The sequence below is a fragment of the Gluconacetobacter aggeris genome (assembly GCF_014174395.1).
In the GTDB taxonomy this organism is placed as follows: domain Bacteria; phylum Pseudomonadota; class Alphaproteobacteria; order Acetobacterales; family Acetobacteraceae; genus Gluconacetobacter; species Gluconacetobacter aggeris.
The window spans coordinates 139,276-165,720 of sequence record NZ_JABEQD010000002.1; the positions used below are offsets into that span (position 1 = coordinate 139,276).

The 26,445-nt window shown below is 67.3% G+C and carries 26 protein-coding genes and 1 tRNA gene; 11 read left to right on the plus strand and 16 right to left on the minus strand.

The features are described 5' to 3' along the window. Nucleotides 1-22: 22 nt before the first annotated feature. The 4 genes from cobT to HLH36_RS03365 all read left to right on the plus strand — a co-directional run bounded on the left by cobT (nt 23) and on the right by HLH36_RS03365 (nt 2,570). Entirely contained in the window at nt 23-1,021 is a 999-nt protein-coding gene (gene cobT, locus HLH36_RS03350) for a nicotinate-nucleotide--dimethylbenzimidazole phosphoribosyltransferase (RefSeq protein ID WP_182985064.1), read from the plus strand. Next, complete coding sequence (gene cobS / locus HLH36_RS03355; protein WP_182985065.1) at nt 1,018-1,782, plus strand: adenosylcobinamide-GDP ribazoletransferase; 765 nt, start codon at nt 1,018-1,020, stop codon at nt 1,780-1,782. Before cobT ends, cobS begins: the two co-directional genes overlap by 4 nt. Before the next feature lie 113 nt (nt 1,783-1,895). Next, a complete protein-coding gene (locus HLH36_RS03360) occupies nt 1,896-2,126 on the plus strand; it encodes a hypothetical protein (RefSeq protein WP_182985066.1) in 231 nt (76 codons plus the stop codon). Between the two features lie 111 nt (nt 2,127-2,237). Then, nucleotides 2,238-2,570 carry an SMR family transporter gene (locus tag HLH36_RS03365; protein WP_182985067.1) on the plus strand — a complete coding sequence of 111 codons (333 nt, stop codon included), beginning with the start codon at nt 2,238-2,240 and terminating at the stop codon, nt 2,568-2,570. A 28-nt stretch (nt 2,571-2,598) separates the two neighbouring features. Here the strand turns inward: HLH36_RS03365 and HLH36_RS03370 are convergent, their stop codons facing one another. Further along, entirely contained in the window at nt 2,599-3,024 is a 426-nt protein-coding gene (locus HLH36_RS03370; RefSeq protein ID WP_182985068.1) for a CHRD domain-containing protein, read from the minus strand. Nucleotides 3,025-3,116: 92 nt separating this feature from the next. Next, a complete protein-coding gene (locus HLH36_RS20010) occupies nt 3,117-3,251 on the minus strand; it encodes a hypothetical protein (protein WP_275943759.1) in 135 nt (44 codons plus the stop codon). Nucleotides 3,252-3,568: 317 nt separating this feature from the next. On the opposite strand from HLH36_RS20010, the gene HLH36_RS03375 reads away from it, so the two are divergent. Beyond that, entirely contained in the window at nt 3,569-3,790 is a 222-nt protein-coding gene (locus tag HLH36_RS03375; RefSeq protein ID WP_182985069.1) for a hypothetical protein, read from the plus strand. A gap of 71 nt (nt 3,791-3,861) precedes the next feature. Here the strand turns inward: HLH36_RS03375 and HLH36_RS03380 are convergent, their stop codons facing one another. Then, nucleotides 3,862-4,788, minus strand: coding sequence for a lysophospholipid acyltransferase family protein (locus tag HLH36_RS03380; RefSeq protein ID WP_246376388.1), 927 nt, complete (start codon nt 4,786-4,788; stop codon nt 3,862-3,864). 334 nt (nt 4,789-5,122) lie between these two features. On the opposite strand from HLH36_RS03380, the gene HLH36_RS03385 reads away from it, so the two are divergent. Both HLH36_RS03385 and HLH36_RS03390 read left to right on the plus strand, forming a co-directional pair. After that, a complete protein-coding gene (locus tag HLH36_RS03385) occupies nt 5,123-5,275 on the plus strand; it encodes a hypothetical protein (RefSeq protein WP_182985071.1) in 153 nt (50 codons plus the stop codon). Between the two features lie 225 nt (nt 5,276-5,500). Further along, nucleotides 5,501-5,914 carry a hypothetical protein gene (locus tag HLH36_RS03390; protein WP_182985072.1) on the plus strand — a complete coding sequence of 138 codons (414 nt, stop codon included), beginning with the start codon at nt 5,501-5,503 and terminating at the stop codon, nt 5,912-5,914. Nucleotides 5,915-5,935: 21 nt separating this feature from the next. Here the strand turns inward: HLH36_RS03390 and HLH36_RS03395 are convergent, their stop codons facing one another. The 3 genes from HLH36_RS03395 to HLH36_RS03405 form a co-directional block, all read right to left on the minus strand. Then, nucleotides 5,936-6,862, minus strand: coding sequence for a 2-hydroxyacid dehydrogenase (locus HLH36_RS03395; RefSeq protein WP_182985073.1), 927 nt, complete (start codon nt 6,860-6,862; stop codon nt 5,936-5,938). 100 nt (nt 6,863-6,962) lie between these two features. Beyond that, nucleotides 6,963-8,054, minus strand: a complete 1,092-nt coding sequence (gene dinB, locus HLH36_RS03400; protein ID WP_182985074.1) for a DNA polymerase IV — start codon at nt 8,052-8,054, stop codon at nt 6,963-6,965. Between the two features lie 418 nt (nt 8,055-8,472). Then, the gene (locus HLH36_RS03405; RefSeq protein ID WP_182985075.1) at nt 8,473-9,513 is read right to left on the minus strand and encodes an alpha/beta hydrolase; all 1,041 of its coding nucleotides are present in this window, start codon (nt 9,511-9,513) and stop codon (nt 8,473-8,475) included. Nucleotides 9,514-9,863: 350 nt separating this feature from the next. Here HLH36_RS03405 and HLH36_RS03410 point away from each other — a divergent pair, with 350 nt between their 5' ends. Further along, the gene (locus HLH36_RS03410; RefSeq protein ID WP_182985076.1) at nt 9,864-12,587 is read left to right on the plus strand and encodes a ligand-binding sensor domain-containing diguanylate cyclase; all 2,724 of its coding nucleotides are present in this window, start codon (nt 9,864-9,866) and stop codon (nt 12,585-12,587) included. A 19-nt stretch (nt 12,588-12,606) separates the two neighbouring features. On the opposite strand, the gene HLH36_RS03415 is transcribed toward HLH36_RS03410, so the two are convergent. After that, nucleotides 12,607-13,185 (minus strand): TetR/AcrR family transcriptional regulator, encoded by a 579-nt coding sequence (locus tag HLH36_RS03415; RefSeq protein ID WP_182985077.1) that lies wholly within the window; start codon nt 13,183-13,185, stop codon nt 12,607-12,609. A gap of 91 nt (nt 13,186-13,276) precedes the next feature. On the opposite strand from HLH36_RS03415, the gene HLH36_RS03420 reads away from it, so the two are divergent. Continuing rightward, complete coding sequence (locus tag HLH36_RS03420) at nt 13,277-13,669, plus strand: DUF5367 family protein (protein WP_246376390.1); 393 nt, start codon at nt 13,277-13,279, stop codon at nt 13,667-13,669. 74 nt (nt 13,670-13,743) lie between these two features. Here HLH36_RS03420 and HLH36_RS03425 read toward each other — a convergent pair whose 3' ends face one another. From HLH36_RS03425 to HLH36_RS03465, 9 genes are all read right to left on the minus strand, one after another. Continuing rightward, nucleotides 13,744-14,739 (minus strand): ABC transporter ATP-binding protein, encoded by a 996-nt coding sequence (locus tag HLH36_RS03425; protein ID WP_182985079.1) that lies wholly within the window; start codon nt 14,737-14,739, stop codon nt 13,744-13,746. After that, nucleotides 14,736-15,746: an ABC transporter ATP-binding protein gene (locus HLH36_RS03430; protein ID WP_182977606.1), complete on the minus strand. Its 1,011-nt coding sequence runs from the start codon at nt 15,744-15,746 to the stop codon at nt 14,736-14,738. The genes HLH36_RS03425 and HLH36_RS03430 overlap by 4 nt, the downstream gene beginning before the upstream one ends. Next, entirely contained in the window at nt 15,736-16,710 is a 975-nt protein-coding gene (locus HLH36_RS03435) for an ABC transporter permease (RefSeq protein WP_182985080.1), read from the minus strand. Before HLH36_RS03435 ends, HLH36_RS03430 begins: the two co-directional genes overlap by 11 nt. Continuing rightward, on the minus strand, nt 16,710-17,735 hold the full coding sequence (locus HLH36_RS03440) for an ABC transporter permease (RefSeq protein ID WP_182985081.1): 1,026 nt from the start codon (nt 17,733-17,735) through the stop codon (nt 16,710-16,712). The genes HLH36_RS03435 and HLH36_RS03440 overlap by 1 nt, the downstream gene beginning before the upstream one ends. 285 nt (nt 17,736-18,020) lie before the next feature. Beyond that, a complete protein-coding gene (locus tag HLH36_RS03445) occupies nt 18,021-19,715 on the minus strand; it encodes an ABC transporter substrate-binding protein (protein ID WP_338030380.1) in 1,695 nt (564 codons plus the stop codon). After that, nucleotides 19,712-21,382 carry an ABC transporter substrate-binding protein gene (locus tag HLH36_RS03450; RefSeq protein ID WP_408871845.1) on the minus strand — a complete coding sequence of 557 codons (1,671 nt, stop codon included), beginning with the start codon at nt 21,380-21,382 and terminating at the stop codon, nt 19,712-19,714. Before HLH36_RS03450 ends, HLH36_RS03445 begins: the two co-directional genes overlap by 4 nt. 93 nt (nt 21,383-21,475) lie before the next feature. Then, the gene (locus HLH36_RS03455; RefSeq protein WP_182977443.1) at nt 21,476-22,087 is read right to left on the minus strand and encodes an SCO family protein; all 612 of its coding nucleotides are present in this window, start codon (nt 22,085-22,087) and stop codon (nt 21,476-21,478) included. After that, on the minus strand, nt 22,087-24,909 hold the full coding sequence (gene polA / locus HLH36_RS03460; RefSeq protein WP_182985082.1) for a DNA polymerase I: 2,823 nt from the start codon (nt 24,907-24,909) through the stop codon (nt 22,087-22,089). The genes HLH36_RS03455 and polA overlap by 1 nt, the downstream gene beginning before the upstream one ends. 11 nt (nt 24,910-24,920) lie before the next feature. Beyond that, the gene (locus HLH36_RS03465) at nt 24,921-25,151 is read right to left on the minus strand and encodes a zinc-finger domain-containing protein (RefSeq protein ID WP_182968366.1); all 231 of its coding nucleotides are present in this window, start codon (nt 25,149-25,151) and stop codon (nt 24,921-24,923) included. A 58-nt stretch (nt 25,152-25,209) separates the two neighbouring features. On the opposite strand from HLH36_RS03465, the gene HLH36_RS03470 reads away from it, so the two are divergent. Then, the gene (locus tag HLH36_RS03470) at nt 25,210-26,292 is read left to right on the plus strand and encodes an alpha/beta fold hydrolase (RefSeq protein ID WP_182985083.1); all 1,083 of its coding nucleotides are present in this window, start codon (nt 25,210-25,212) and stop codon (nt 26,290-26,292) included. Between the two features lie 52 nt (nt 26,293-26,344). Continuing rightward, nucleotides 26,345-26,421 (plus strand) — tRNA-Arg (locus tag HLH36_RS03475). Nucleotides 26,422-26,445 lie beyond the last annotated feature (24 nt).

Genomic DNA, 26,445 nt, shown 5'->3' on the forward strand with positions numbered 1-26,445 from the left:
AGCCACCACGATTTTTTCAAGCATGGCCGGCCTGCACGCCGCATGCGTCGATCTGCCGTCGCCCGACCACGCGGCTTCGCAGGCCATCGCGGCGCGCGAGGCCGTATTGACGAAGCCGGCCGGCAGCCTGGGCCGCCTGGAAGAGCTCGTTGCGTGGCTGGGTGCGTGGCAGGGGCGTGCGACGCCGAGCCTGGAACGCGTGCGGATCGTGATCTTCGCCGGGAATCACGGGGTCGTTCGACAGGGTGTCTCCCCCTGGCCGGCCAGCGTCACCGCCCAGATGATCGGCAATTTTTTCGCCGGCGGGGCCGCGATCAACCAGCTTGCCCGCATCGCGGACGCCACCCTGACCGTCATACCGATGGCGGATCTGGCACCGACCGAGGATTTCACCACCGCCCCCGCCATGACCATTCCGGCCTTTCTGGATGCCGTCACGGCCGGTTACGCGGCGGTCGATGCCGATACCGACCTGCTGTGCCTGGGCGAAATGGGAATCGGCAACACGACGGCCGCCGCCGCGCTGGCGGCGGCGCTGTTCGGCGGCACCGGCCGCGACTGGGCAGGCCGTGGCACCGGACTGGATGCGGACGGGGTGGCGCACAAGGCCGCAATCATCGACATCGCCCTGGCACATCATGCCGCATGCCGCGACGACCCGCTGGTGGCGGCGCAAACCCTGGGTGGCTATGAGATGGCGGGCATCATGGGCGCGGTGCTGGCGGCGCGGCATCGGCGCATTCCGGTCCTGCTCGATGGCTTCGTCTGCAGCGCCGCCGCGGCACCGCTCCGGCGGCTGAACCCGACGGGATTGACCCATACCAGCCTGTCGCACCGCTCGGCCGAGGCCGCCCATCACGCGCTGGCAGGTTTTATGGGCCTGAACCCGCTGCTGGATCTCGGCCTGCGGCTGGGCGAAGCCTCGGGTGCCGCGCTTGCCGTGCCGCTGCTGCGGGCGGCGCTGGCCTGCCACACCGGCATGGCCAGCTTCGCCGACGCGGGCGTCAGCGAACGGACATGATCTGGCTGGCCCGGCGCCGTGCCGACCTGGCGGCCGGTATCGGCCTGCTGACGCGGCTGCCCGCAGGCTGGCTGTCCACGGACGCTGCCGGGATGGATCTGGGCCGTTCGGTATGGACATGGCCGCTGGTGGGCCTGGCCCTGGGGGCCATGGGCGGCCTGGTGCTGGGCGGTCTGGCGTCGGTGGGGCTGGACCGCCATCTGGCGGCCGCATGGGCGGTGGCACTGCAGATCCTGCTGACCGGCGGCCTGCATGAGGACGGGCTGGCCGACACGGCCGACGGTTTCGGCGGCGGCCGGGACCGGGAACGGAAGCTGGCGATCATGCGCGACAGCCGGATCGGCAGTTACGGCGCCCTGGCCTTGGGCATGGGCCTGCTGATCCGGGTGACCGCGGCGGCGGCAGCCCCCCACCCTGCCATCGCGATGACCCTCGCCGGCGGGCTGGGCCGGGCCGCGATGGCCGGCCTGTCCGCGACCATGAAGCCGGCCCGGCAGGACGGGCTGGCCGCCACGCTGCCCGGCATCCCGCGTCCGGCACTGGCGGCCTGCCTGCTGATCCCCCTGGCGGCCGCGCTGCTGGTGCTGCCGGTCGGCAGGGCACTTCAATCCTGCGGTGCCGCGGCACTGGCGGCCATCCTGCTCGGGCGCCTGGCGCGACAGCAGATCGGCGGCCTGACGGGCGACGTCCTGGGTGCCACCGCCATCGGCGTCGAATGCTGCATCCTGACCCTGCTGAGCATCGCCGCCGCACCGGCCTGACCGGCAACCAGACGGGCCCATCACATACGCATGATCGCCCTTTCCCCTGCTTGTGCCGGTATCCGGCCGCACCAGATCCTTCTCAGAGCCTGATTGCCAGATACGCGCCGGTAATGATCCGGCTGGTGTTTCCAGACAGGCTGCATGGCGCACGCAATCCGCGCGCCAGGATTCTGTTGGAAGGAAAACAGGTCATGGACAATAAACGCCTGGCCGGAATCCCCGGCGAAGATGCCGCGAGCAAGACCCGGCAGGTCATCGGCGGCGTTATCGTGGTGGCCGTGCTGGTCGCCGCGATCATCGTCAGCATCCTGGTCTCGCCGACGATTATCCCTCCCCACTGAAACGGCGGTAAAGGGCCTGGACGGATAACGGCCCCGGCATAGCTTCCCAAACGGGTTCCGGTTCAGGCATGATCCACCGCACCGGAACCCGACCGAGGACCCGTGTGACACGTGACGGCCTATCTGTATCTCGCCACGGCCATCGTCGCCGAGGTCTTTGCGACATCGTTCCTGAAATATACGGCCCAGTTCACCCGGCCCTTGCCCACGCTGCTGACCTTCGGCGGGTACGGGGTAGCGTTCTTCTTCCTGTCGCTGACCCTCCGGGTAATGCCGACAGGCGTTGCCTACGCCATCTGGTCGGGCGCAGGCATCGTGCTGATCTCCGCCATCAACTGGATCTGGCTGAAACAGCGCCTCGACGCGCCGGCATTGGCCGGCATGGCGCTGATCGTACTGGGCGTCGCCGTCATCAACCTGTTCTCCCGCACCACCGGGCACTGACGCGTCCGGCGAGGCCGGCAGGTGCGCGTCAATGAACCTGCAACTGGGCCCGCGCCTCGCCATCCGGGCGGGCGGCGGTATGCAGGTTGACATAGACACGGCCCGCCCGCAGCTCCTTGACCTGCTCCGGCGTCAGGACCACCGCGCCACTGAGCGGGCTGGTATAAGGTCCCTGGATCGGCGCCAGCACGCCCGCATCCTGGCCCGGATCGGCCGGACCATGGAAATGGGCCGCAACGACGGCACCGCTCAGTCCGCGCCACGTGATGCGATAGGTCACCATATTCCGTTTTTCGTTCAACGTGCCCGTCACGCTTCCCGTCGGGTGATCGTTCGCGCCGGCCACCGGTACGAACGCGCCCGTCACCTGAAGGGTTCGCCCCTCGGCCACGGCGATGGATGACGCGATCGGCGCGGCCAACAGCAGGCCGCCGAACAGCAGGGAACAACGCATGATCCCGATCTCCATTGAAACAGACAGGTTGAACACGAACCCGCCGGACGCGGCGCTGGCTCGCGCGTCCGGTCCGGGCATCATGCCGACAGTCAGATATCCAGGCCGGCCGACCGGTTCAGGGCCGACAGATCCGGATCGATCCGCGTATCGACAAATCGCGCGAGCTGAATGCCACAGGCAACGAGCAGAACCGACGCCAGGCTCATCATTCCCAGATAGACCATTATGCCCTCCTGATGAAAACCAATCCGATCGTGTCTGCAATGGCCGCCTCCTGTGCTCGAATCATGGCAAGAGGCAGGCATTTTTTCAGCATGGGTCGCCGTCCAGGCGGGACGAACCGGGTCCATCCGCGTTTCTATACGCGCGCGAACAGATATTCCCGTTAACTTAATAAGACGCGCGGGTGATAACGCCCCAACGTCCGATAACGGCATAAGGTTGCGCCGCCATGCTGTCGCCCGTCCATTTGCCGAAGGGCTGGACAGCCACCTGCCGCCACCACACATCACGCAGACGGTAGCACAAGGAAATCCCCGCTATGTCCCGCTTCGCCGATTATGACGACCGCCCGACCGACGCCGGCAAGCACGAACAGGCACGCCGCCTGGCCGAAGCCGCCCTGAAGGCCGAGGACGAAGGCGATCAGGCTCGCGCCGACGCTCTGTTCGCCGAAGCCGACCGCACCGACCCGCAGGCGGTGGAAAATGTCCTGATGGAATGGCCCGACCATCCCCGCGCCAGACGACACGCGCGCCGTTGATGCCGCTCGGCCGCAAGGTCCGGATTACAGGAAACGCGCGTCGGATCGCCGCCAACGCGCCTTCCAGCCTCTTAAGGCGTGTGTGGACCGGCGTCCTCGGCATTGCGGCGCAGCAGCGCCGCCCCTTCCGCCACCGCGTTCCAGGCCGCCTGGGCCAGCGCCTTGCGGCTGGGGAAGGCGTCGGGATCGAGCGGCGGATGCAGGATCACGCTGGCACGCATCGAGCGCCACTGCGCCAGTTGCCAGACATGCGGCGCCAGGTCCATGTCGCCATACCAGGAAAAGACGGGCCGGCGATGACGATTGACGTTCAGCCCGTCCAGCCGGTCATAGACCAGCGACACGGGCTGGATCAGCGGCGCCATGCCGGGCGCGTAGGTCAGCAGCGGCGGGTCGGTCTCGGCTCCCTTGCGCAACGGCGGCATCTTGGCGATCGCGAAGAAGGCCGACATGAAGGGCAGCACACGCATCCCGTCCGACGACGTTCCCTCGGGGAACAGGACCAGATTGTCGCCTCCGATCAGGCGGCTGACCATTTCGTCGCGCTCGCGGCCGGTCGTGCTGCGCTGCCGGCTGACAAAGATCGTCCGTCCAATGCGCGAGACGGTGCCCATGATCGGCCAGGCGCCGATATCGCCCTTGGCCACGAACACCGATGGCAGGACCGTGCCCAGGACCGGCACATCCAGCCACGAGCAATGGTTTGACACATAAATCACCGGACGTTCGCCGCGCGCGCGCGCGCGCGCGCCGCCTACCGTGCCGGCCCGGGTTCCGATCACGCGGATATCCATCGAGAACAGCCGGCACAGCACGCCCCATATCACGCGCGTCCAGCGGATCTTCGCCGTGCCGGGCACCAGCAGCAGCAGGGCTTCGAACGAGACCGATGTCGGGACCCAGACCGCGATCGCCAGCAGGCGTACCGTCGCCCGCAGGCGTGCCGACAGGCGGCTGCCCGTCGGGACCGGGGGGCTCTGGACGTCGGTGCAGGACATGTCGGGCCTGGCAAGACCCCGGGTCGGTGCTGGCCGGCGCGCGGTCATGGACAGGGGCCCCGATCGGAAACAGGGCGATACAGGATACGGCGAGGAACGAACTTCATGAACCGATCATAACCGGGTTGGGAGCCTGCATCAAAAAAGCCCCGCTCGGGGCCGCCTGATAGCGGTCATGCATCACCAATCGGGCGCCATGTCAATGAAGGGCCGCCGGCCCGCCATTCATCACATGGCCGACAGATCGGCAAACAACCCCGGCGATCCCGCGTTGAAGCGACGTGGACGCGCCAACAGGGGCACACGCAAGGCACACGCAATACGGAGGCTCATCATGTCGAACGACACGAAACCGACGCCGCCCAAGCCGGACGAAAAGAAACCGCATCCCCCCACCGAGCAGGAGGAAGCCAATCTGGATGAGGAACTGAAGGACAGTTTCCCGGCCAGCGACCCGCCATCTTCCGGTCACACGAATTCGCACTGAGCGCGACCGGCTGGGGACCAGGGATGCGGGCCCGCGGAAATACCGCTCCCTCCGCCCGACGCATGCCGGACATCCCACGTTCGTGATGCCCTTGCCCCCTGCGCGGGGCTCCCGTCGATCCCCATGTCAGAGACTGGGTCACCGCTCCTCCCGCATTGCCGTTGTTTCGCGAAGCCGGCGGTCGACCCCTCCCGGAGAGGAAGATGGGAAAAAGGGAGATCGTCCATGACGACAGCATATTCAGGCGTAGCCGGCAGCTTCGAGCGAGCGTCCGCTCTCTCCCCGCCAGCAGGGCCACCGGAATGGGCGGCCTATCTTGAGGCCCTCCTGGCCGGCGGCGAACCGCGCAACGGCTACGAGGCCCTGCTGCATCGGGCAGCCGATATAGGGTTATACGATGTGGTCCGCTCCTGGGGCATGACCGACACCCCGATGCCGATCGACAAGATGACGACCCGCCTCCTGCTCCCCGCGGAGATGCTGGCCGCCATCACTCGCGAGACAGCCTGGAGCGAGGATGAAACCCTGACGGTCCTGACCACCGAACTGCCCCTCGCGGTCCGGCGGCACAGTACCCGGCAACGTTTCAACCGTTTCGGCCATACCGGCTGTCATGGCGAAGACCCGGTGCGCCGATAAGAGGCCGTTTTAAACAGCGTCTCAGTAGCCGCGTCGGCGATCGACGAGCCCTACCGGCACTTCGCCCCGCTGCAGTCGCTGCAGGTTCTCGATGACCTGTGCAGCGGCACTGGCCGGGGTCGTATCGCTGGCCACATGCGGTGTGATGGTGACGCGGGGATGGTCCCAGAACGGATGATCCGCGGGCAGCGGCTCCCGCGCCGTAACGTCCAGGATCGCGTGGGACAATTGACCGCTCGCCAGGGCATCGAGCAGATCCCGCTCCACCAGATGGCCGCCACGCCCGCAATTCACCAGCGCCGCCCCGCGCGGCATGGCATTGAAATGGGCGGAGCAGAGAATATCCCTGGTCTCCTCGGTCAACGGCAGCAGGCAGATCAGGATATCGGTCCGCGCCAGGAAGGGCTGAAGCTCCTCGGCGCCGGCAAAGCATTTTACGCCGTCGAGCGCATGTGCTCCCCGGCTCCAGCCGGCGCAATCGAATGCGAACAGTTGCAGGCGTTCCAGCAAAGCGCGCCCCAGCACGCCCAGCCCCAACACCCCGACCCGCCGGTCGCGGGCCAGCGTATGCGGCAGGCGCGTCCATTCATGAGCAGATTGCTGGCGGCGATAGGCCGGGACCTGCCGATGCAGGGCCAGCGTCGCCCAGGTGCCGTATTCCACCATCATCCCGGTCAGCGCCGGATCGACGATCCGCACCAGACTGACAGGCTCAGGCAGGTCCAGCGACAGGAACTGGTCCACCCCGGCACCTTCCGAGAAGACGACCCGCAGATTCGGAAAACGCTGCACCAGATCGGGCGGCGCCTTCCAGGTCAGCAGCGCGGTGATCTCCGCCGGGTCGCCGCATTCGGGCCACAGCCGCACATCCAGATCGGGGGCGGCCTGATGCAGCGCCGTGTGCCAAGCCGCCGCCCGGTCGGGTGAAGTTCTGACAAGCAACGCCATTTCATTCCATCCCGCGATGAGTCCGGCCGGGATATCGGCGCCGGAAACCCATGATATTATGGGCTCCTTTCCCCTTTCCCGGCAAGCATCTCCGCTGTGATCAGGGCGCCTCCAGCTCCAGGGCGAATTGCGTGCCGGGCGCGGCGGCCTCCTGACTGTCGAGGTTGGACAGCGTCATCCCCAGCAGACGCACCCCCTTTTCAGGCGGAAAGAACGGACGCATCAGCCCCATCGCAATCTCCCGCAAATCGGCACGGGAGGATATCGGAGAGGGAAGCGAACGGGCCCGGCCGGTATGACGGAAATCGGCATAGCGGATCTTCACCGTCACCGTGCGCCCGCTCAGCCCGCGCCTGCCGCTGGCTTCCCACACCCGGTCGACCAGTGCGTCCAGCACCGCCTGCGCCTGGTCCCAATGATGGATATCCTGCTCCAGCGTGCGTTCGGCGCCGATGGATTTGCGCTTGCGGTCGGGTTCGACCGGTCGCTCGTCCAGCCCGCGCGCAATGCCGTGGTAGAACGCGGCGGCGCGACCGAAATGGCGCGCCAGACGCTCCATGTCCCATTCCCGCAGATTCAGGCCGGTGCGAATGCCCAGCGCGTGCATGCGCGCCGCCGTGGCGGGACCGATGCCGTGAAAGCGTTCGACCGGCAGGCTCTCGACAAAGCGCGGTCCCATGCGCGGCGTGATGACATACAGCCCGTCGGGCTTGCGATGGTCCGATGCCAGCTTGGCGAGAAACTTGTTGTAGGACACGCCGGCCGATGCCGTCAGCCCGGTCTCCGACCGGATCGCGGCCCGAATTTCCTCGGCGATCGCGGTGGCGGAGGGGTGCGCGATCAGCGATACGGTGACATCCAGATAGGCTTCGTCGAGCGAAAGCGGCTGGATCAGCGTCGTATAGCGGGCAAAAATGGCGTGGATCTGTGCCGAAACCGCCCGATAGACATCAAAGCGCGGCGGCACGAAGAGCAGCTCCGGGCATTTGCGCCGCGCGGTGACCGACGGCATGGCCGAGCGCACACCATATTGCCGCGCCTCGTAACTGGCGGCGGCGACCACCCCGCGCTGCCGGCTGCCGCCAACGGCCACCGGCCGGCCCCGCAAGGCCGGGTCGTCCCGCTGCTCGACCGACGCATAGAAGGCATCCATGTCGACATGGATGATCCGCCGGATGACAGCCTCCCCCATTGCCTGCCGCACCATGCTCGTTCAGCCGTGCCCGCCGGAAGCTGCCGTGGGGGCTGCCCTGGGGGCCGCCCCGGCACGCGGCCGGAGCGGAAGCGTCAGGCTCAGTTCTTGTTGCAAAACACTTTCTTGACCACGAAGGCCAGCGCCGCAACCAGACCCACGGCCAGGATTCCCTTTACGCAGGGGGACTTGATCTTACATTTCGTCGGACATTCAGCCATCGGTCTCACTTCCTTGAATGCGACAGCCGAGGCGCACATGCCCCGGTGCCTGCCGCATTTTATGCGCCTCGCCTTTCCCCTGACTAGTGCCAACAATCCGGAATTTTCCAGATTTCACATTCTTAACATCAGGCAAATCAATATTTTAGCGAACTGCCCCACCCCAAAATTCACCCCTGCAATGCAGAGGCTGGACATTACCCCGCCAGCGGATGGACCCTGTCGCACACTGTCGGATCGCCGTCCGGCGCGTAGGGCAGGCCCAGCACATCATGCAGGTAATCGCGCGTTGCGCGGCAGACGGCATCCGGAGTGCGCGAGCGCAGCGGCGAGGCGATGACATGGCTGTCGGCCTGCGGAAAATCCACCTGCCGCCGCAGGGCGACCGGCGTACCCAATTGCCCGAACATCCGCATCATCGCCGGCACCTCGACCGTCGGGTCGGTATGCGCCGGATCGCGGTCGTAATACCCCAGAAAGACCGGCGCCGTGACCTGGCGAAACACCGGTTCGACCATCCGCCCGCGCGTCAGCTGGGCCAGGGCGACATAACCGTCGACATGCACGTCCCCCGTCCAGACCGGCCCCAGCGCGGCGGCATGCGTCACGTCATGACCGTGATTGTGGAACAGCCACATCAGCTGCAATCCCCACGGCCAGAACAGCGGGTCCAACTGGTTCCCCCGTTCGCGCACCAGCGGCGACCACAGGACCAGGCCGGCCAGCGCATGCGGAAAGCGCGCCGCCAGATCCAGTGCCAGGGCGCCACCGGTGGAGGCGCCGATCACCACCACCCTCTCGCCGATCGCGCCGCCGATCGCCAGCGCCCGCGCCGCCCCCTGCGCCAGGCGCTCCGCCGTCAGGCCACGCATCGCGTCCGGCGCCTGCAACCCGTGGCCCGGCAGCCGCGCCAGATAAAGATTACAGCCGAACAGGCGCGCGAGATCCGTATGGACCGGCGCCCCCTCCCCCTGGCTGGCGGTGAAACCATGCAGATAGACGATGGCGCAGGCGGTGCGCGCGGGGCGCGCCGGATCGGCCCATACGATCCGCGCCCCGGTACCGGGTCGCAGCGGGCCGGCCGCCGCTTCGCCAGCCGCGATCTCGGTCTCGAGCGTGGCGGGATCGGACGGCAGTGACGGCAAACCGACCGCACCGTTCCACGGCCGCACGCGCGGCCCCAGCCCAATCGCCAATCCCAGCATCCCCGCCAGCAGAACGGCCCGCCATCCCATCATCGTTCGCATCCCGCACCGTATCCCGACGTAAGCCCTATACCGAAATTTTCCTGATAAAATAGAGCGTTGTTTTTGTAATTACGAATATTGCCCTGCTCTCCTTTTTTCCTGCATACTCTCCGGCGGCAATACGGAACCGTCATCCCCAGGATCGCAATATTTTGTTTACAATGCATGACCCTCCGGGAAAGGCGCGTCATTCGTTATTTCGCTGCCGAAAAATTCCCGCATGGTTGATATTCCTGCCCTGTATCGCTGCATTTTTCGCGGGGGCGCCCCCATCCGCGCGCGGTCAGACGATCCCCACCACGCTGTACGATGCCGCAAGCGGCCTGACGAATATTTCCGTCATGTCGGCGATGCAGTTGCCGACGGGCCAGATCATTGCGGCGACCCAGCATGGATTTTTCTTTTTCGACGGCAGGCGCTTCGTTCCCTTCGGCCCGGAACAGGGCCTGCCGGCCGCCGGCGTCGGGGTCTCCGCCGCACGGACGGGCGACGGAGACCTGATCCTGACCTATGCCGACATGATCTATGTCGCGCACAATCTGGCCGCCGCAGCATCGCCCGACCGACTGCGCTTCCAGCCCGTCGATAGCGGGCGCCCGCTGGGACATGACAGCCACCGCCGGATCATGCCGTGGCGTGGCGGCCTGGTCGTCACCGACCGTGACCGCCTGCTGTTCATTCACAAGGAGGGCGCCCGCGAACGCATCAGCCTGCTGGCCGGCACGCTGGGCATGCAGGGCGATCCGCTGACCGATGTGACGGCCCTGCATGAAGATGGCGACACGCTGTGGATCGGCACCAGCGACGGGCGCCTGTGCGCCGTATCTGGGCCCGCCCTGCACTGTCCCTCCCTGCCTCCCCTGGCGGAGCCTCGCGGGCTGGGAGCAATCACCCAGGACCGCGACGGCACGCTGCTTGCGCGGACCCTGCATGAACTCGTCATCGTACCACGCGGCCCAGCGGCCCCTCATGTCGAAACGATCCCTCATGCAGGCCGCCAATATGAAAACTACCAGCATCTGCTGACCATGTCCTGGTCCCCCCAGGGCGCGCTGATCACACAGGCCGACAACGACGAACTGGCTATCCGCACCGGCGGAACCTGGAAGACCGTCACCCTGGATGGCGAACTCTCCAATTCACCGCTGACAGCCTTGCTGTTCGACCGGCAGGGGGCCCTGTGGATGGGCAGGATGGGATACGGCCTGGCCCGTGCGGGCGGATTTGGGACCTTCGAGACCTTCAGCCGGCGCGACGGCCTGGCGAGCGACGTCATGTGGCAGATGGCCCGGCAGCCCGGCGGTCCGCTCTGGATCGCTTCCGACACCGGCATCAGCGCACTGGATACCCGTACCAATACGGTCGTCCGCACCATCGGGCAGGCCGGATTCCACATCGCCGCCGACCGTCATGGCGGCATCTGGCAGGCCGGGCCGGAGGGCGTGGTCTACCACGACGCGCAGACGGACTGGCAGCGCGACCATGCGATCAAGCGGGTCAACCAGATCCTGATCGGCCGTGGCGACGACATATGGCTGCTGTCGGATCACGGAGCATGGCGGGCCGACGCCGCCCGGCGCGATCAGGAGCCCGTGCCCGTTCCCGGCCTGGATGGCTCCTATGTCACGGGGCTGATCGACGCGGCGGGCACGGCATGGCTGGTCGAAAGGGGCCGGCTGGTCGCCCGGCACGCCGACGGTACCATGGCAATCATGTTGCCCAAATGGACGCTGGCGACCTTCGCCCCCTACGTGATCGCCATGCAGGATGACCATCACCTGTGGATCGGCGGCCAAGGCGGCCTCTATCGGCTGACGCATGATGGCGACCGGGTCGAGGATCTGACATTCTACGACCCGGCCGTGATCGGCAACAGCATGCTGTACAGCCTCGTGATCGACCGGCGCGGCCGGGTCTGGGCCGGTTCGGATCGGGGCGTGAACGTCTTCGACGGAAGGCATTGGATCACGATCACCGAGACCGACGGCCTGGTCTCCAACGATCTGGACCAGGACAGCCTGCTGGAGGATACGGACGGATCGATCTGGATCGGCACCAGCCGGGGCCTCTCACATCTCCTTCGGCCAGAGGCGCTGCTGACCGATATTTCCCCGCAACCGGTCATCACCGCCATGGCCCTGGGCGAACATCCCTATTATGGCGGACGGGCTGCCTTCAGCCGCGCGCCCCTGCACGTGACGTTCGGCACGCTGGACTATCGGGACGCGCCGCGCCTGCGGTTCCGCTACCGGCTGGAAGGCGCGGACGAAAGCTGGAACGAGACTGCCGAAGGATCGGTACGCTATCCATCGGTGCCGCCCGGCTCCCATCGCTTCATGCTGATGGCCTTCGATCCGGACCGCCATCAGCAATCCGCGATCGTGACCGCCCGCATCACCATGGCCCATCCCTGGTGGGATGGCTGGGCCGTCCGCGGCCTCGCGGCCGTTTGCCTGCTGCTGGCCGGCTACATGGCGTGGCGCATCCGCGTCGGGCTGCTGATCAAGCAGCGCCGGAAGCTGCAATCGATCGTCGACCGCCAGACCCGGGAAATCCGGGCCGCCCACCAGGCGCTGATCGAACAGGCGCGCCTCGACAGCCTGACGGGATTGCTGAACCGGGGGGCGATCCAGTCCCTGCTGCAATCCAGCCTCGCCGAGTTGCCGGCCGCCACGCCGCTGATGGCGGGACTGATCGACGTCGATCATTTCAAGCAGATCAATGACCGATGGGGGCATCTGACCGGCGACGACGTCCTGACCGAAATCGGCAGTCGCCTGCGCCAGGGACTGAGCGAAGGCGATGCCGCTGGCCGCTATGGCGGCGAGGAGTTCCTGGTCGTGCTGACGGGCGAGAGCGCGACACTATCGCACATGCAGGCGCTTTGCCGCACCCTGGGCGAGATGCCCGCCACCGTCGGCACGCCCGACCTGCTGGTCACGGTCAGCGCCGGCATCGCCCTGGCCTGCGCGAACGAGACCTGGCAGAGCCTGATCGAGCGAGCCGACAAGGCGCTCTATCGCGCCAAGGCCGAGGGGCGCAACCGGGTGATCCAGGCCTCCTGACGCGCGTCCGCGCCATCTTTCAGCCCACCCGACCGTCCGCCCGCATCAGGGCCTCGGCCAGCCAGGGCCCCGCCTCTGTCGTGCTGCCGGGGCAGGCCATCTCCAGCAGGGTCACCCCTTCGACGATCGACAGCAGGGCGGCGGGCGGACAGGGACGATCCGGGTCGGGGATCAGCCTGGTGCCGATCCAGGCCGTCCAATCGGCGACCACCTTCTTCGCAACCATGTCGTACGGCGCCTCACCGGCGGCGGCGCGCGCGATCACGTCGGTCCACACCCGCATGAAGGGCATCACCACCGGGTCCCGCCCCAGCATCAGGACCTGGCTCAGGAATGCACCCGGCGAAACCGGCGGCCCCGCGCTGTAGGCCTGAAGCAGCACGGACAGTTTCTCGCCGATGCGCGCCAGCACGCCAGTCACCAGCGTATCCTTGCTGCCGAAATAATAGATCAGCATCCGGTCGCTGGTGCCCAGCCGCCGCGCCAGGCCGCGCAGCCCCATCGTGCCCAGCCCCTCGCGCAGCACCAGTTCGGCCGCCGCCTCCGCCAGGACGTCGCGCCGCCCGGCCCGGTCGGAGGTCGCGGAATCATCACTCATGAAATTCTCTCGGAAAGAATACGATTTCGCATTGAAGCGGCCGCTACACAGCGTGTAGTGTAGCACTCGCTTCATGGAAGGTGAGACAGCAATGCTCCGCTTGAATCAGATCATCATCTGCTCCGTCGTGGCGTTCCTCTTCTGGGCTCTGGCCACCCTGTTCGTCCATACCCTGCCCGGCAGCCTGTATGGCATGCGCGGCAATATCGGCTTCGTGACCAGCATCCCGGTTGCGCTGCTCAGCGTCTGGCTTGTTTGCCGCCTGGCACGGCTGGAAGGCAACCAGATCCTCTCCGGCTGCCTGTTCGTCATGGCCGACGCCATGCTCTACGATGCCATCGCCCTGCGCTGGTTCCCCACGCTTTACGCGACCGACGACCAGACCTGCCGCCTGGCCTCGGCCTGGCTGCTCTGGGGCTACGGCATCAGCGCCTGGGGCGCCCTGCTGCTGGGCCTGTGGCGCGAACGGGCGGCACGAGCCTGAGATCAGGCTCCGTTCAACAACCGGTTTCCAAAGGCAACGACCTCTGGTGGGGTGCGGGGCAAAGCCCCGCGAACTTATCCCCCCACCAACGGATAATGACACGCTACCTCACGCCCATCCGGCAGTCCCCGCAACGCCGGCGGATCGACCCGGCAACGGTCGCGCGCCACCGGGCATCTCGTATGAAACCGGCAGCCGGGCGGCGGGGCAATCGGGCTGGGCACGTCGCCGCGCAACGGCGGCGGCAGCCCTTCGGTACGCACCACCGGCTCCGGCACGGCGGCGATCAGGGCGGCGGTGTAGGGATGGGCCGGGCGATGCAGCACGGCATCGGCCTCGCCCAGTTCGACGATCGCGCCCAGATACATCACCGCCACCCGGGTCGAAATCTGCCGCACCACCGCCAGATCATGCGCGACGAACACATAGGTCAGCCCCATCCGGTCGCGCAGATCCATGAACAGGTTCACGATCTGCGCCTGGATCGACACGTCCAGCGCCGCCACCGGCTCATCGGCCACCACCAGCCGGGGTGACAGCGCCAGCGCGCGGGCAATGTTGATGCGCTGCCGCTGGCCGCCGGAAAATTCGTGCGGATAGCGCGCCAGCGCCGCCTGCGGCAGGCCCACCAGATCCATCAGTTCCGCCAGCCGGGCCGCGATATCTGCCCGGCTGCGCCGCCCGCCGCCAGGGGCGGGATGCACGCGCAGCGGCTCGGCCACCAGGTCGCCGACCCGGCGGCGCGGGTTCAGCGCCGCGTAGGAATCCTGAAACACCATCTGCATGTCCTGCCGCAGCGGGCGCAGGCGCCGTTCCGGCAGGGTGGTGATGTCGGTACCGTCGAAGACGACGCGCCCCGCACTCGGTTGCACCAGTCGCAGCAGGCAGCGGCCGAGCGTCGATTTGCCGCAGCCGGACTCGCCCACCAGCCCCAGCACCTCGCCGGGCCGCACCGAAAGCGACACGCCGTCCAGCGCGCGCAGCACCTGCCCGCGCCCGACCCGATAGGTCATGCGTAAATCCTGCGCCGCAATCAGCGGAGAGGGAGAATCGACCGGCAGACGGGTCATGCGCTCATCTCCGCAACGAAACGCGGCGGCAGCGGGCGCCCCTCCGCCGGCAGCACACAGGCAACATCCTGCACCCCACTGGCGACCAACGCCGGCCGCACGGCGCAGGCCTCATGGGCATAGGCACAGCGCGGCGCGAAGGGGCACCCGGCCGGGCGCTCGGCGGGGGCCGGCGGGCTGCCGGGAATGGACGGCAGACGCGCCGGGCGCGGCCCATGCAGCGGCGGAATCGAATCCAGCAGCGCCGCCGTGTACGGGTGTCCCGGCTGCGCGAACAGCGCCCCGGTCGGCCCGCGCTCGGCAACCAGCCCGCTATACAGCACCAGCGTCCGGTCACAGGTTTCGGCCACCACGCCCATATCGTGGGTGATCAGCAGCACCGAGGACCCGTATTCCCGGCGCAACCCGCGCAATAGATCCAGGATCTGGGCCTGCACCGTCACATCCAGCGCGGTCGTCGGCTCGTCGGCAATCAGCAGGGCCGGATTGCAGGACAGCGCCATCGCGATCATCGCCCGCTGACGCAGGCCGCCGGAAAGTTGGTGCGGATAGCGCCCCGCCACCCGTTCCGGGTCCGGCACGCCCATGTCACCCAGCAGGCGCACGGTGCGCGACCGGGCATCGGCCCGCGAGATCTTCTGATGCACGCGGATCTGCTCGTCGATCTGCCGTCCGACCGTATAGACCGGGGTAAAGGCGGTCATCGGGTCCTGGAAGATCATCGCGATCTCACGCCCGCGCAGCGCGCGATAGGCCCGTGGCGCCAGTCCCACCAGTTCACGCCCGCGAAAACGCACCGACCCGCTGACGCGCGCCCCCGGCACGTCGATCAGCCCCATGATCGCCAGCGAGGTCACGCTCTTGCCCGACCCGGACTCGCCCACAATGCCCAGGATTTCCCGTGCCCCCAGCGTAAAGGATACGGATTCGACGATCGGCACCAGCCGCCCGCCGATCGGCAGCGCCACCGTCAGGTCGCGCACCACCAGCAGCATGTCAGCGTCCATCACGCACTCTCGGATCCAGCAGAAGATACAGCATGTCCACGACGGCATTGGCGATCACGACGAACACCGCCGAATACATCACCGTGGCCATGATCAGCGGCAGGTCCAGGTTCGACAGCGCCTGATAGGTCAACCGCCCCACCCCCTGCAAACCGAACACCACCTCTGTCAGCAGCGCACCGCCCCCGACCAGTTGCGCGAAATCCAGCCCGAACAATGAGACAAAGGTGATCATCGACGTGCGCAGCCCATGCACCAGCAGCACCCGCGCCGGCGACAGGCCCTTGGCACGCGCGGTGCGCATGAAATCCTCGCTCTGCACCGCCACCAGGTCGGCGCGCAGCACGCGGCTGTAGATGCCCACGAACAGCACCGCCAGCGTCAGCCACGGCAACGCCAGCGCGCGGAACCAGCCCAGCGGGTCCTCGGTCAGCGGCACGTAGCCCAGCCCCGGAACCCAGGAAAACAGCCAGCTCTCGTGATAGCGGCTCTGCGTCACCAGATTCACCACCTGCCCCAGCCAGAAGACCGGGATCGAAATCCCCACCAGCCCCAGCATCATCAGGCCGCGATCCACCCAACTGCCGCGCAGCGCCGCCGCGATCACGCCCATGACCACCGACAGCACAACCCAGATCACGGCTGCGCCCGAGACCAGCGACACCGTGACAGGCGCGGCCTCCAGGATCTCCGGCACCACTTTCTGTCCGCGATTGACGTAGGATGTCAGATCCCGCGTGACGAACAGCTTTTCCATCATCCGCGCATATTGCACCGGCAAGGGCCGGTCGAACCCGTATTCCACACGCACCCGCGCCATCGTCTCGGGCGAGGCATTGCGCCCGGCAATGCGCGCCGTCGGGTCTGCGCCCGGTGTGGCGAAGAAGACCAGGAACACCAGGACCGAAATCCCGACCAGCACGAACAGCGTCTGGCCCAGACGCCGCAGAACGGTCATCACCATCACGCGCGCTCCCGTCCGCTGTCGCGCACATCCAGCGCGTCGCGCATGCCGTCTCCCAGCACGTTCAGTGCCAGCACCACGATGACGATGGCAAGCCCCGGCGCGATGGCCACCATCGGGCGGGTATAGATCAGTCCCTCGCCATCCTCGATGATCGTGCCCCACGACGCCCCGGGCGCCTGCACACCGATCGAGAGGAACGACAGGGCGGATTCCGCCATCATCGCCAGCGCCATCATCAGCGGCGCCAGCACCACCAGCGTCCCGGTGACGTTGGGCAGGATATCGCGCAGCACGATGCGATAGCCCGGCACCCCCAGCGCCCGCGCGGCGGTGACAAATTCCGCCCGCCGCAGCGACATCACCCGCCCGCGCACCGGCCGCGCCGCATAGGGCACATAGACCAGCGCGATGATGCAGATGGGGATCAGCAGATTGTCGCTGGCGATGGTGACCGGACCCAGCTTCAATCCCTGGCTGACGGTGACGATGGAAAGCGAGATCGCGAACAGATAGACCGGCACCGCCCACATGATGTCCATGATGCGCGACAGCACCGCATCGACGATTCCCCCGGCATAACCCGCGACGATGCCCACGATGGCCGCCAGGACGATGCACAGCGCGGCGGCACAGAAGGAAATCAGCAGCGACGTCCGCCCACCGTACAGCAGCCGCGCCGCCAGGTCGCGCCCCTGGCTGTCCGCCCCCAGCAGGTCGGCCGAGGCACGCCAGGTCGGCCCGATGGGCGACAGGCCCAGATGCAGCGGATTGTCGTTGGGCTGCATGATGTCGACGCTGCGCCCGTCGATCGTCACCGACCCCGCGACGTTGGAAGTGAACGGATCGGTATGCGCCACATCGCGCGCATAGACCGGCGCCAGCAGACATGCCGCCGTCACCGCCAGCAGCACCGCCAGCGCGACCATCGCCGCACGGTCGCGCGCCAGCCGCCGTCCGGCGCGGCGCCACGGCCCGGCGGGCCGGGCTGCGGAGAGGGACGAGGATACGGTCGGCGCTGTCATGGGGAAAACCTTCTCACAGCCTGTTTGGAAATGCGCGCTGGTGAGCGAGAATGGCCGTGATCACCGGAGCACAGAAAACGCGCGTCGGACCGCCACCAGCGCCCATTCCCGAAAAACTCTGAAAGCCTGTCCGGGAATGGGGGCTGGTGAGCGGGAGTAGCCCGACAGGGCTACGCCCGGCGGGTGTTTTCGAGCACCGAAGCGGAGCGGCCTTGATGGCCGTGAGCACCGGAGCGCAGGAAACGCCCGTCGGACCGCCACCAGCGCCCATTCCCGGACAGGCGCTCAATGGACCCAGAGCTGCGCGAGCAGTACCATGTAATAGGCGCTGGACAGCACATGCCCCACCCGCGCCGAGACCAGATCCAGCCGGCGGGTCTGCACCAGCGGCACCACCGGCGCCTGCGCCATGATGGCGGCATCCGCCTGCTGCCACATGGCGTCGGCCCGCGTCGGGTCGCCCTGCTGCGCCGCCGCGGCATCGTCCATCAGCCGATCGATCGCCGGATCGCAGAAGCCCGACATGTTCAGCGAATTATCGGACGAAGGATGAAAACTGTCGCAGGCGAACAGCGTGTGCAGAAACGCCCCTGGCGCCGGGTAATCGGCCTGCCACCCGGTAAAGCCGATCTGCACCGCGTTCGACGTATTCTGCAAATAGGAAAACTCGACCACCGGCGTGATCGGCCGCACGATGGCGTGGTAGCCCAGCTCCGCCAGCGTCTCGCGCACCGCCTGGCCCAGTACCCGCCCCATGGACGTGTTCATGGTCACGACCGTCACATCCTGCCCCGCCGTCCCGCTGGCGGCTACCAGCGCGCGGGCCCGCGCCATGTCCACACCCTGCCAGGACGGCGCCGGATGCGCCACCGACGCCCCACGCCCATAGGCACATTCCGGATCATGGCTCGGGATACCGCGCGGAATCATGTCGCACGCCGGATAGGCCAGCGCCGGGCCGCCTTCATGCAGGACCATGGCATGACGATCCACGGCATCATTCAGCGCCCGCCGCACCTCGGGCACATTGAACGGCGCCAGGCGCACATTCATCTCCATGTACCAGACCACGAGCATGTCCGACAGATGGACGCGCGGCACATACCGGTCGCCCAACTCGCCCAGCCGGTCGCGCGGCGGCATGTCGAGCATCCAGTCATACTGGCCGTTTTCCACCGCCGTCACTTCGGCTTCCTCGTCCAGACCGAAACTGTAGACGATCCGGTCGGGGAAGCCGTCGGGCTGCGCCAGCCCATCCCACACACGGAAATACGGATTGCGTTCCAGCCGCATCACCCGGTCCGGGTCGTAAAAGGTAATGCGATAAGGGCCGGTCCCCGGCGGGGCGACATTGCCCGTATCATGGCCGGGCGTCCCCGCCGGCACGATCGCGGCCTGCGGAAAGGCGAGCTTGTACAGGAAATCCGTATCCGGCCGCGCCAGATGAAAAGTCACCGTCCCCGCCGCCGCATCGGCCACCACGCCATTCGACAGGTCGCACCGCCCCTGCCCGGCAAGACACGGAGCCGCCCCGAGCAGATTGCTGAAATACGGTCCCGCCGCGGGACTGTTGACGCGAAAGATCCGGCGCATGGTCGCCGCGACATCCTCGACGTCCAGTACGTGCCCGTCGGAAAAGCGGATGCCCTGCCGCAGGCGAAAGACATAGGTGCGGCCGCCATCGCGGATCTCGGGCATGCCGTCGGCCAGATCGGGCACCGGCCGCACCGCATCGCCGCACCCGCTCTTGGGAAACGCCATCAGCCCGTCATAGACCGGGGCCTCGATCTGCAGATTCTGCTGCTCGTACGCAATCTGCGGATCGACCGACCCGCCGGAGGACGCCGCCGTCAGCCGCAGCGTGCCACCGCGATGCGCCACCATCAGCGCTCCGTCATCCATGCCATGCGCCGCGCCGCCGGCCACGCCCAGCAAGAGAACAGGCAGAACACCCAGCAGGCGCGCCGCACTTCCCCTCACTGAATCCAAACCTGCGAGAAGATCATGTGATACAGGTCCGTATAGAAATAATTCCCCAGCCGTGACGATACCAGATCGATATAATTGATGCGAATGGCCGGTGCTGCCGGAGAGTCGCGGGAGATGATCCGCCCCGCCTGCGCCCAGAGTTCCGCTGCCCGCGCCGGATCGGTCTCCTGCTTGGCCGCATCCATCGCCGCCTGGGCTTCCTTGTTGCAATAGCCGGCGATGTTGATCGAATTGTCGGTGCCGGGATGGAAATTCTCGCACCCGAACAGGTCGTCCAGAAAGTTCGAGGCCGACGGGTAATCCGCAAACCAGTCACTCAGGCTGATCTGCACATGGTTCGACGTGTTCTGGATATATCCAAGCTGCACCGAATGGGCCAAAGGCTTGACGCTGGCATCATAACCGATTGCCTGCAGCATGTTGCGCAGCCAGACCCCCATGCTCATCTCGACGGCGGTATTCTGTACCACCACCGTCACCTTCTGCCCGGCGGTGCCGCTGGCGGCCACCAGCCGGCGCGCACCTTCCAGATCCGCCCCGCGCCATGACGGCGCCGGGTGGTCCAGGTCCGCCCCGACCGTATGGGCACATTCGTCCAACGCGCCGGGAATGCCCGGCGGCACCATGGTGCAGAGCGGCCCCGCCACGGCACCCCCACCATACAGAATGGTCATCGCGCGCCGATCCAGCGCCCGGTTCACCGCCAGCCGCGCCATGCGGTTGCTGAAGGGCGGAATATTCACGTTCATCGGCACATAATAGAAGCCGTAGAGCGACCGGAGATGGACTTGCCCCGTATGGCGCGCGCCCAGCTCGCCCAGCCGGTCCAGCGGCTTCATGTCGAACATCCAGTCATACTGACCGTTTTCCACCGCCGTCACCGCCGCCTCGTCCGGCAGGCCGAAATCGTAGCGGATACGATCGGCATAGCCGTCGGGCTGCGCGTCGGCGCTCCAGACATGGAAGAATGGATTGCGCTCCAGCACTGCCCCCCGGTCCGGATCGTAGCTCATGAACCGGTACGGCCCCGTGGTCGGCGCGGGCATATTGCCCAGATCATGATCCGGCATGTTCGCCGGCAGGATCGAAGCATGCGGAAAGGCCAGTTTCTGCGGGAATTCGGCATCCGGCTGGCTCAGATGGAAGACCACTTCCCGCGTCGCCGGATCGACCTCCAGCCCGCCCGCCAGCGTGCAGTGCGCCGGATCGCGCAGGCAGGCATCCGCGCCGACAATGGCACCGTAGAACGACCCCGCCGTGGGACTGCCGACCCGGAACAGCCGCCGGATCGAGGCCGCAACATCCGCCACCGTGACCTCCTGCCCGGTCGAGAACCGCACCCCCCGCCGCAGGGTGAAACGCCAGGTCCGCCCGCCATCCTCGGGCTGCGGCACGGTTTCGGCCAGGTCGGGCACCACCTCGTCGCTGGTGCGGTCGTCCGCCTTGCGGAAATTCAGCAGCCCATCATACAGGACCGTGAAAAGCTGGGCATATTCCGAAGTATAATTGATCTGCGGGTCCAGCGTCCCGCCCGAGGACGATGCCGTCAGCCGCAGCGTGCCCCCGCGATGCGGGCTGCCCAAAGTCTGGCCGTCCCCCACCGGCCGGGCGCTGCCCGGCGGCGCGGAATCCTGTGCGTGGGCAGCGTAGCCGGGCACAGCCGCCAGCACCGCCAATACTCCGGCAAGCAGAAGAGGCCGGCTCAGAGCCAGTCTGGAAAGCTGCGCTGGGGAGCGAGAGCGGCTCCCCACCTATTGCGCCGCCATGAGACCGTTCAGACGATCGGCCATCTCCTGGGCCGAAGCATCGGACTGGATCGTCCCGGCATAGCGCCCTTCGGGCGACATGATGACGATGCGCGGCGACGGCTCCATGCTGTAATCGCCATCCTTGCCCTCATGGCGCACATAGGGCGCATGATATTCGGCGGTGACGGCCTTGAGCATGGTCGGCGCACCGGTCATGGCGAAGATGCGCGGCCCGAACCGCAGCGTATAGGCCCGCATCGCCTCGGCGGTGTCACGCATCGGGTCCAGCGAGATGAACAGCGGCGCCACAAACCGGTGGCGCGGCCCCAGCAGGTCCATCGCGCCCGCCATCGCCCGCAGCGTCGCGCCGCATTGCTCGTCGGGGCAGTGGGTGTAGCCGAAATAGACCAGCATCCAGCGGCCCCGGAAATTGCTGTCCGACACCTCGCCCTCGGCCGCGCTGACCAGCCGGAACGACCCGCCGATCTCGTTGCCATGGGTGGACAGCAGCGGCCCTGCGCGATCCATCGCCCAATAGCCCGCATAGCCCCCCGCGGCCGAAAGCACGGCGATGACCGCCCCGATCGCCAGCCGGCGCTTGTCCCGTTCCTGCATCAATGTGCGTCCGCCCAGTTCGTTCCGGTCCCGGTCTCCACCACCAGCTTCACCGACAGATCGGCGGCGGATTCCATCACCTGTTTCACGAGTGCCGACAGGTCGCCCTCCTGGCCCTGCCGTACCTCGAACACAAGTTCGTCATGGACCTGAAGCAGCAGCCGTCCGTCAAGCCCGGCATCGGCCAGCGCACGCGGCAGGCGTACCATCGCGCGCTTGATGATGTCGGCCGCCCCGCCCTGCAACGGCGCGTTGATCGCCTGCCGCTCGGCATAGGACCGGCGGGCCGCATTGCGGTCGCCGATGCCCGGCACCCAGCAGCGCCGGCCGAACGGGGTGGTGACGTAACCGTTCGCCTTCGCCTCTTCCTTCATCCGGTCCATATAGTCGCGGATCTCCGGATAGCGGGCGAAATAGGCGTCGATATACGACCGCGCCTCGCCCGGCGGGATGCCAAGCTGCCGTCCCAGCCCGAAGGCGCTGATACCGTAGATGATGCCGAAATTGATCGCCTTGGCCCGCCTACGCGTCAACGGGTCCATGCCCTCGATCGGCAGGCCGAACACTTCGGACGCCGTACGGGCATGAATATCCTGCCCCAGCGCAAAGGCCTCGCGCAGGGCGGGAATGTTCGCCACATGGGCGAGCAGCCGCAATTCGATCTGCGAATAATCCGCCGACAGCAGCACATGGCCCGGCGCCGCGACAAAGGCGCGGCGGATGCGCCCCCCTTCCTCGGTGCGGATGGGAATATTCTGCAGATTCGGCTCGTTGGACGACAGGCGGCCGGTCGAGGTGATGGCCATCTGGAACGAGGTATGCACCCGCTCCGTCCCCGGATCGGCCTGGCCCACCAGCGCGTCGGCATAAGTCGATTTCAGCTTGGCCAGTTGCCGCCAGGCGAGAATGCGCCCCGGCAGCTCATGCCCCTGGTCCGCCAGATCCTGCAATACGGAGGAATCGGTGCCCCAGGCACCCGATTTCATCCGCTTGCCGCCGGCCAGCCCCATTTCGTCGAACAGGATCTCGCCCAATTGCTTGGGCGAGCCGACATTGAACGACCGGCCGGCCAGACGATGGATCTCCACCTCCATCTCGCCCATGCGCGCCGCAAAATCGGCCGACAGGCGCCGCAGTTCGGTCACGTCGACCGCGATCCCGGCCCGCTCCATGTCGGCCAGCACGGCCACCAGCGGCCGCTCCAGCTCCTCATAGAGCGCCAGCGCCCGGTTGGACCGCAGGGTCGGATGCAGCACCAGCCACAGCCGCAGCGTCACGTCCGTATCCTCGGCCGCATAGGCCGTGGCCCGCGCCACATCGACCCGCGCGAACGGAATGCGGTTGCGCCCGGTGCCCGTCACCTCGTCATAGGAAATCGGCGTATGGCCCAGATACAGCCGCGACAATTCGTCCATGCCCTGCCCATGCCGCCCGGCATACTGGGCGTAGGAAATCAACATGGTGTCGTCGATCGGCGTCGCCTGCGGCGCCCCGGCGCGGGTCAGCACCAGCAGGTCGAACTTGGCATTCTGGAAGATCTTCAGCACCGACGGGTCGATGAACAGCGGCCCCAGGATCTCCAGCGCGGTGGCCACCGGCATCTGGAGGCCAACGGGGTCCTCTTCCACCCCCTCCTCGGGCAGAAGCTGCGCCTGTGCCGGCGCGCCCTCATGCGCCAGCGGAATATAGCAGGACCGCCCCGGCGCCACCGCCAGCGAAATCCCGATCAGCCCGGCATGCAGCGGGTCCAGTCCATCGGTCTCGGTATCGACGGCGCAGAAGCCTACCCGGCGCGCCTCCGCAACCCAGGCTTCCAGCGCCTCGGCCGTGCGCACGGTCTCATAGGGGCCGAAAGCCGCGCGATCAGGCGCCACCGGCGCCTCGGCCGGCGCCGCGTCCGCACCGGCAACGGCCACAGACGGAGCATGGCTGGCCACACCGACCGCCGCCGCCGTTTCCTTCAGCCCCATCCGATGCACCAGCGAGCGGAAACCCATCCGCGTCAGCCAGGCACCCAGTTGCGCCTCATCCGGCGCGCGGCAGACCAGTTCCTCCAGCGGCAGCGGGCACGGCGCATCCTCGCGCAGCGTCACCAGTTCGCGCGACAGGCGCGCGCGTTCCGCATGCTCGATCAGATTGTCGCGCCGCTTCGAGGCTTTCATCGTGGGCGCGGCCTCCAGGATCGCATCCAGCGACCCGTATTCCGCAATCAGCGCCGAGGCCGTCTTGGGCCCGATCCCCGGCACGCCCGGCACGTTATCGACCGAATCGCCGATCAGCGCCTGCACGTCGATCACCTTGTCGGGTGTCACGCCGAATTTCGCCTCGACCTCCGCCGGCCCGATGGGCTTCTGGCGGATCGGGTCCTGCATCTCCACACCCGGACGGATCAGTTGCATCAGGTCCTTGTCGGACGAGACGATGGTGCAGCGCCCGCCGGCATCGGTCACGCGGCGGGCATAGGCCGCGATCAGATCGTCGGCCTCCCATCCCGCTTCCTCGATCCCCGGCACGCCGAAAGCCAAGGTAGCGTCGCGCACCAGGGCGAATTGCGGGCGCAGATCCTCGGGCGGTTCGGGCCGGTGGGCCTTGTACTGGTCATAGAGTTCGTTGCGGAAGGTCAGGCGCCCCGCATCGAAAATGACCGCCAGATGCGTGCCCACATGGTCGCGCAGCAGGCGCGCCAGCATGTTGGTAAAGCCGAAGACGGCGTTGACCGGCGTCCCGTCGGGCGCGGTCATCGGCGGCAGGGCATGGAAGGCACGGAAGATGAACCCCGATCCGTCAACGAGGATCAGGTGAATCGGGGCGTCGCTGGACATGGGAGGTCTGGTCAGTGCGCGGTGTCTTCCCCGGCATCGGGGCTCAGCACGAACAGGCGCGAGCAATAGGGGCAGAAGGTCTGGTGTCCGGCGATGCGCAGCCACACGCGCGGATGGCCCAGCGCCCCCAGCCCACCATCGCAGGACAGGACCCGCGACTGCACGATCACCGTTTCGACATGGCCGAGGCGCGGATGGGGGACCGGATCGCCGGATTGGGCCGGAAGGGTCTGGACCTGCATATGTTCGCTCCGCCTCGTGATGATGGCCCTGTCGGCCGGTGGTCAGGATGGATGGGGGATGATACGCAGGATCACCGTGCTTTCAAACCTCCGCCTGTCACGCCTGCGCTATCTGGCCCCACTCCTGCTGCTGGCCGGATGCACGATGCAGGACCCACCGCCCCCACACCCGCCCGCCGCCTGGGCGGCGGATGGCCGTCTGGTGCCACCCGACACGATCCTGCACCTGCCCGATGGCACCGGGGCCCCCATCCGAATCTGGCCCGCACGCGGGCAGGTCCGGGCCGTCATGCTGGCACTGCATGGATTCGACGACAGCCGCGACGCGTGGGAATTCGCCGCCCCCACGCTCGCCGCCCAGGGCATCACCCTCTACGCCCCCGACCTGCGCGGCTTCGGCGGCATGAAAGATCGCGGCCAGTGGGCCGGTGCCGACCGCATGGTGGCCGATGCACGCGACGAGGCCCTGATCATCGCCCGCCGCCACCCCGGCGTGCCGCTCTATCTGCTGGGCGAAAGCATGGGCGGCGCGGTCCTCACCTGCCTGATGGCCCGCCCGGACGCACCTCCCGTGACCGGCACCATCCTGCTGGCCCCGGCGGTCTGGAAACTGGGGGTCGGCCCCGAAACCGTGCTGCGCCTGCTGGCCGCCACGGCGCCCGACTGGCGCCTGACGGGCCACGAACTGCCGGTCCATGTCGTGGCTGGCGACGACATGACGGCAATGCGCCGCCTCTATTTCGACCCGCTGACCCTGCACGCCACCCGCATGCAGGCCGTCGCCGGCCTGGCCGCCCTGATGCGCCAGGCCGCCGACGCCGCCCCGCATCTGCGCGGCCCGGCCCTGGTGATCTATGGCGGCCACGACCAGCTCGTGCCCCCGCCCGCCATGGCCACCCTGTGGCGCCACCTGCCCGCCGACATGCGCCGCGACTATATCCCGCAGGGCTATCACCTGCTGCTGCGCGGCCGCAGCCGCCAGGCCACGATCGCCGACATCGCGCAATGGATCACCGATCCCAACCGCCCCCTGCCCTCGGGCGGCGACATCGCTGCCGCCGTATGGCAGGCTTTGCCCCACGACGGCAGCGACACCCCACCCCCCATCCTCGCGCCGCTGGACCACCTCGCCGGCAAATAATTGCCCGACAGGGCTGGCGCCCCGAAACGGTTCGAGGTATGGAGGCGTCACTGGACTCGTAGCTCAGCTGGATAGAGCGTCGCCCTCCGAAGGCGAAGGTCGAAGGTTCGAATCCTTTCGAGTCCGCCATTCTCCTCAAAATTGATGAATAGA

Excerpts from the sequence above, each read along its gene's own strand:
- cobT (WP_182985064.1), top strand. The coding sequence starts at position 23 with ATGGCCGGCCTGCACGCCGCATGCGTCGATCTGCCGTCGCCCGACCAC.
- cobS (WP_182985065.1), top strand. The coding sequence starts at position 1,018 with ATGATCTGGCTGGCCCGGCGCCGTGCCGACCTGGCGGCCGGTATCGGC.
- HLH36_RS03360 (WP_182985066.1), top strand. The coding sequence starts at position 1,896 with ATGATCCGGCTGGTGTTTCCAGACAGGCTGCATGGCGCACGCAATCCG.
- HLH36_RS03370 (WP_182985068.1), bottom strand. The coding sequence starts at position 3,024 with ATGCGTTGTTCCCTGCTGTTCGGCGGCCTGCTGTTGGCCGCGCCGATC.
- HLH36_RS20010 (WP_275943759.1), bottom strand. The coding sequence starts at position 3,251 with ATGGTCTATCTGGGAATGATGAGCCTGGCGTCGGTTCTGCTCGTTGCC.
- HLH36_RS03375 (WP_182985069.1), top strand. The coding sequence starts at position 3,569 with ATGTCCCGCTTCGCCGATTATGACGACCGCCCGACCGACGCCGGCAAG.
- HLH36_RS03380 (WP_246376388.1), bottom strand. The coding sequence starts at position 4,788 with ATGTCCTGCACCGACGTCCAGAGCCCCCCGGTCCCGACGGGCAGCCGC.
- HLH36_RS03385 (WP_182985071.1), top strand. The coding sequence starts at position 5,123 with ATGTCGAACGACACGAAACCGACGCCGCCCAAGCCGGACGAAAAGAAA.
- HLH36_RS03390 (WP_182985072.1), top strand. The coding sequence starts at position 5,501 with ATGACGACAGCATATTCAGGCGTAGCCGGCAGCTTCGAGCGAGCGTCC.
- HLH36_RS03395 (WP_182985073.1), bottom strand. The coding sequence starts at position 6,862 with ATGGCGTTGCTTGTCAGAACTTCACCCGACCGGGCGGCGGCTTGGCAC.
- dinB (WP_182985074.1), bottom strand. The coding sequence starts at position 8,054 with ATGGGGGAGGCTGTCATCCGGCGGATCATCCATGTCGACATGGATGCC.
- HLH36_RS03405 (WP_182985075.1), bottom strand. The coding sequence starts at position 9,513 with ATGATGGGATGGCGGGCCGTTCTGCTGGCGGGGATGCTGGGATTGGCG.
- HLH36_RS03410 (WP_182985076.1), top strand. The coding sequence starts at position 9,864 with ATGTCGGCGATGCAGTTGCCGACGGGCCAGATCATTGCGGCGACCCAG.
- HLH36_RS03415 (WP_182985077.1), bottom strand. The coding sequence starts at position 13,185 with ATGAGTGATGATTCCGCGACCTCCGACCGGGCCGGGCGGCGCGACGTC.
- HLH36_RS03420 (WP_246376390.1), top strand. The coding sequence starts at position 13,277 with ATGCTCCGCTTGAATCAGATCATCATCTGCTCCGTCGTGGCGTTCCTC.
- HLH36_RS03425 (WP_182985079.1), bottom strand. The coding sequence starts at position 14,739 with ATGACCCGTCTGCCGGTCGATTCTCCCTCTCCGCTGATTGCGGCGCAG.
- HLH36_RS03430 (WP_182977606.1), bottom strand. The coding sequence starts at position 15,746 with ATGGACGCTGACATGCTGCTGGTGGTGCGCGACCTGACGGTGGCGCTG.
- HLH36_RS03435 (WP_182985080.1), bottom strand. The coding sequence starts at position 16,710 with ATGGTGATGACCGTTCTGCGGCGTCTGGGCCAGACGCTGTTCGTGCTG.
- HLH36_RS03440 (WP_182985081.1), bottom strand. The coding sequence starts at position 17,735 with ATGACAGCGCCGACCGTATCCTCGTCCCTCTCCGCAGCCCGGCCCGCC.
- HLH36_RS03455 (WP_182977443.1), bottom strand. The coding sequence starts at position 22,087 with ATGCAGGAACGGGACAAGCGCCGGCTGGCGATCGGGGCGGTCATCGCC.
- polA (WP_182985082.1), bottom strand. The coding sequence starts at position 24,909 with ATGTCCAGCGACGCCCCGATTCACCTGATCCTCGTTGACGGATCGGGG.
- HLH36_RS03465 (WP_182968366.1), bottom strand. The coding sequence starts at position 25,151 with ATGCAGGTCCAGACCCTTCCGGCCCAATCCGGCGATCCGGTCCCCCAT.
- HLH36_RS03470 (WP_182985083.1), top strand. The coding sequence starts at position 25,210 with ATGATACGCAGGATCACCGTGCTTTCAAACCTCCGCCTGTCACGCCTG.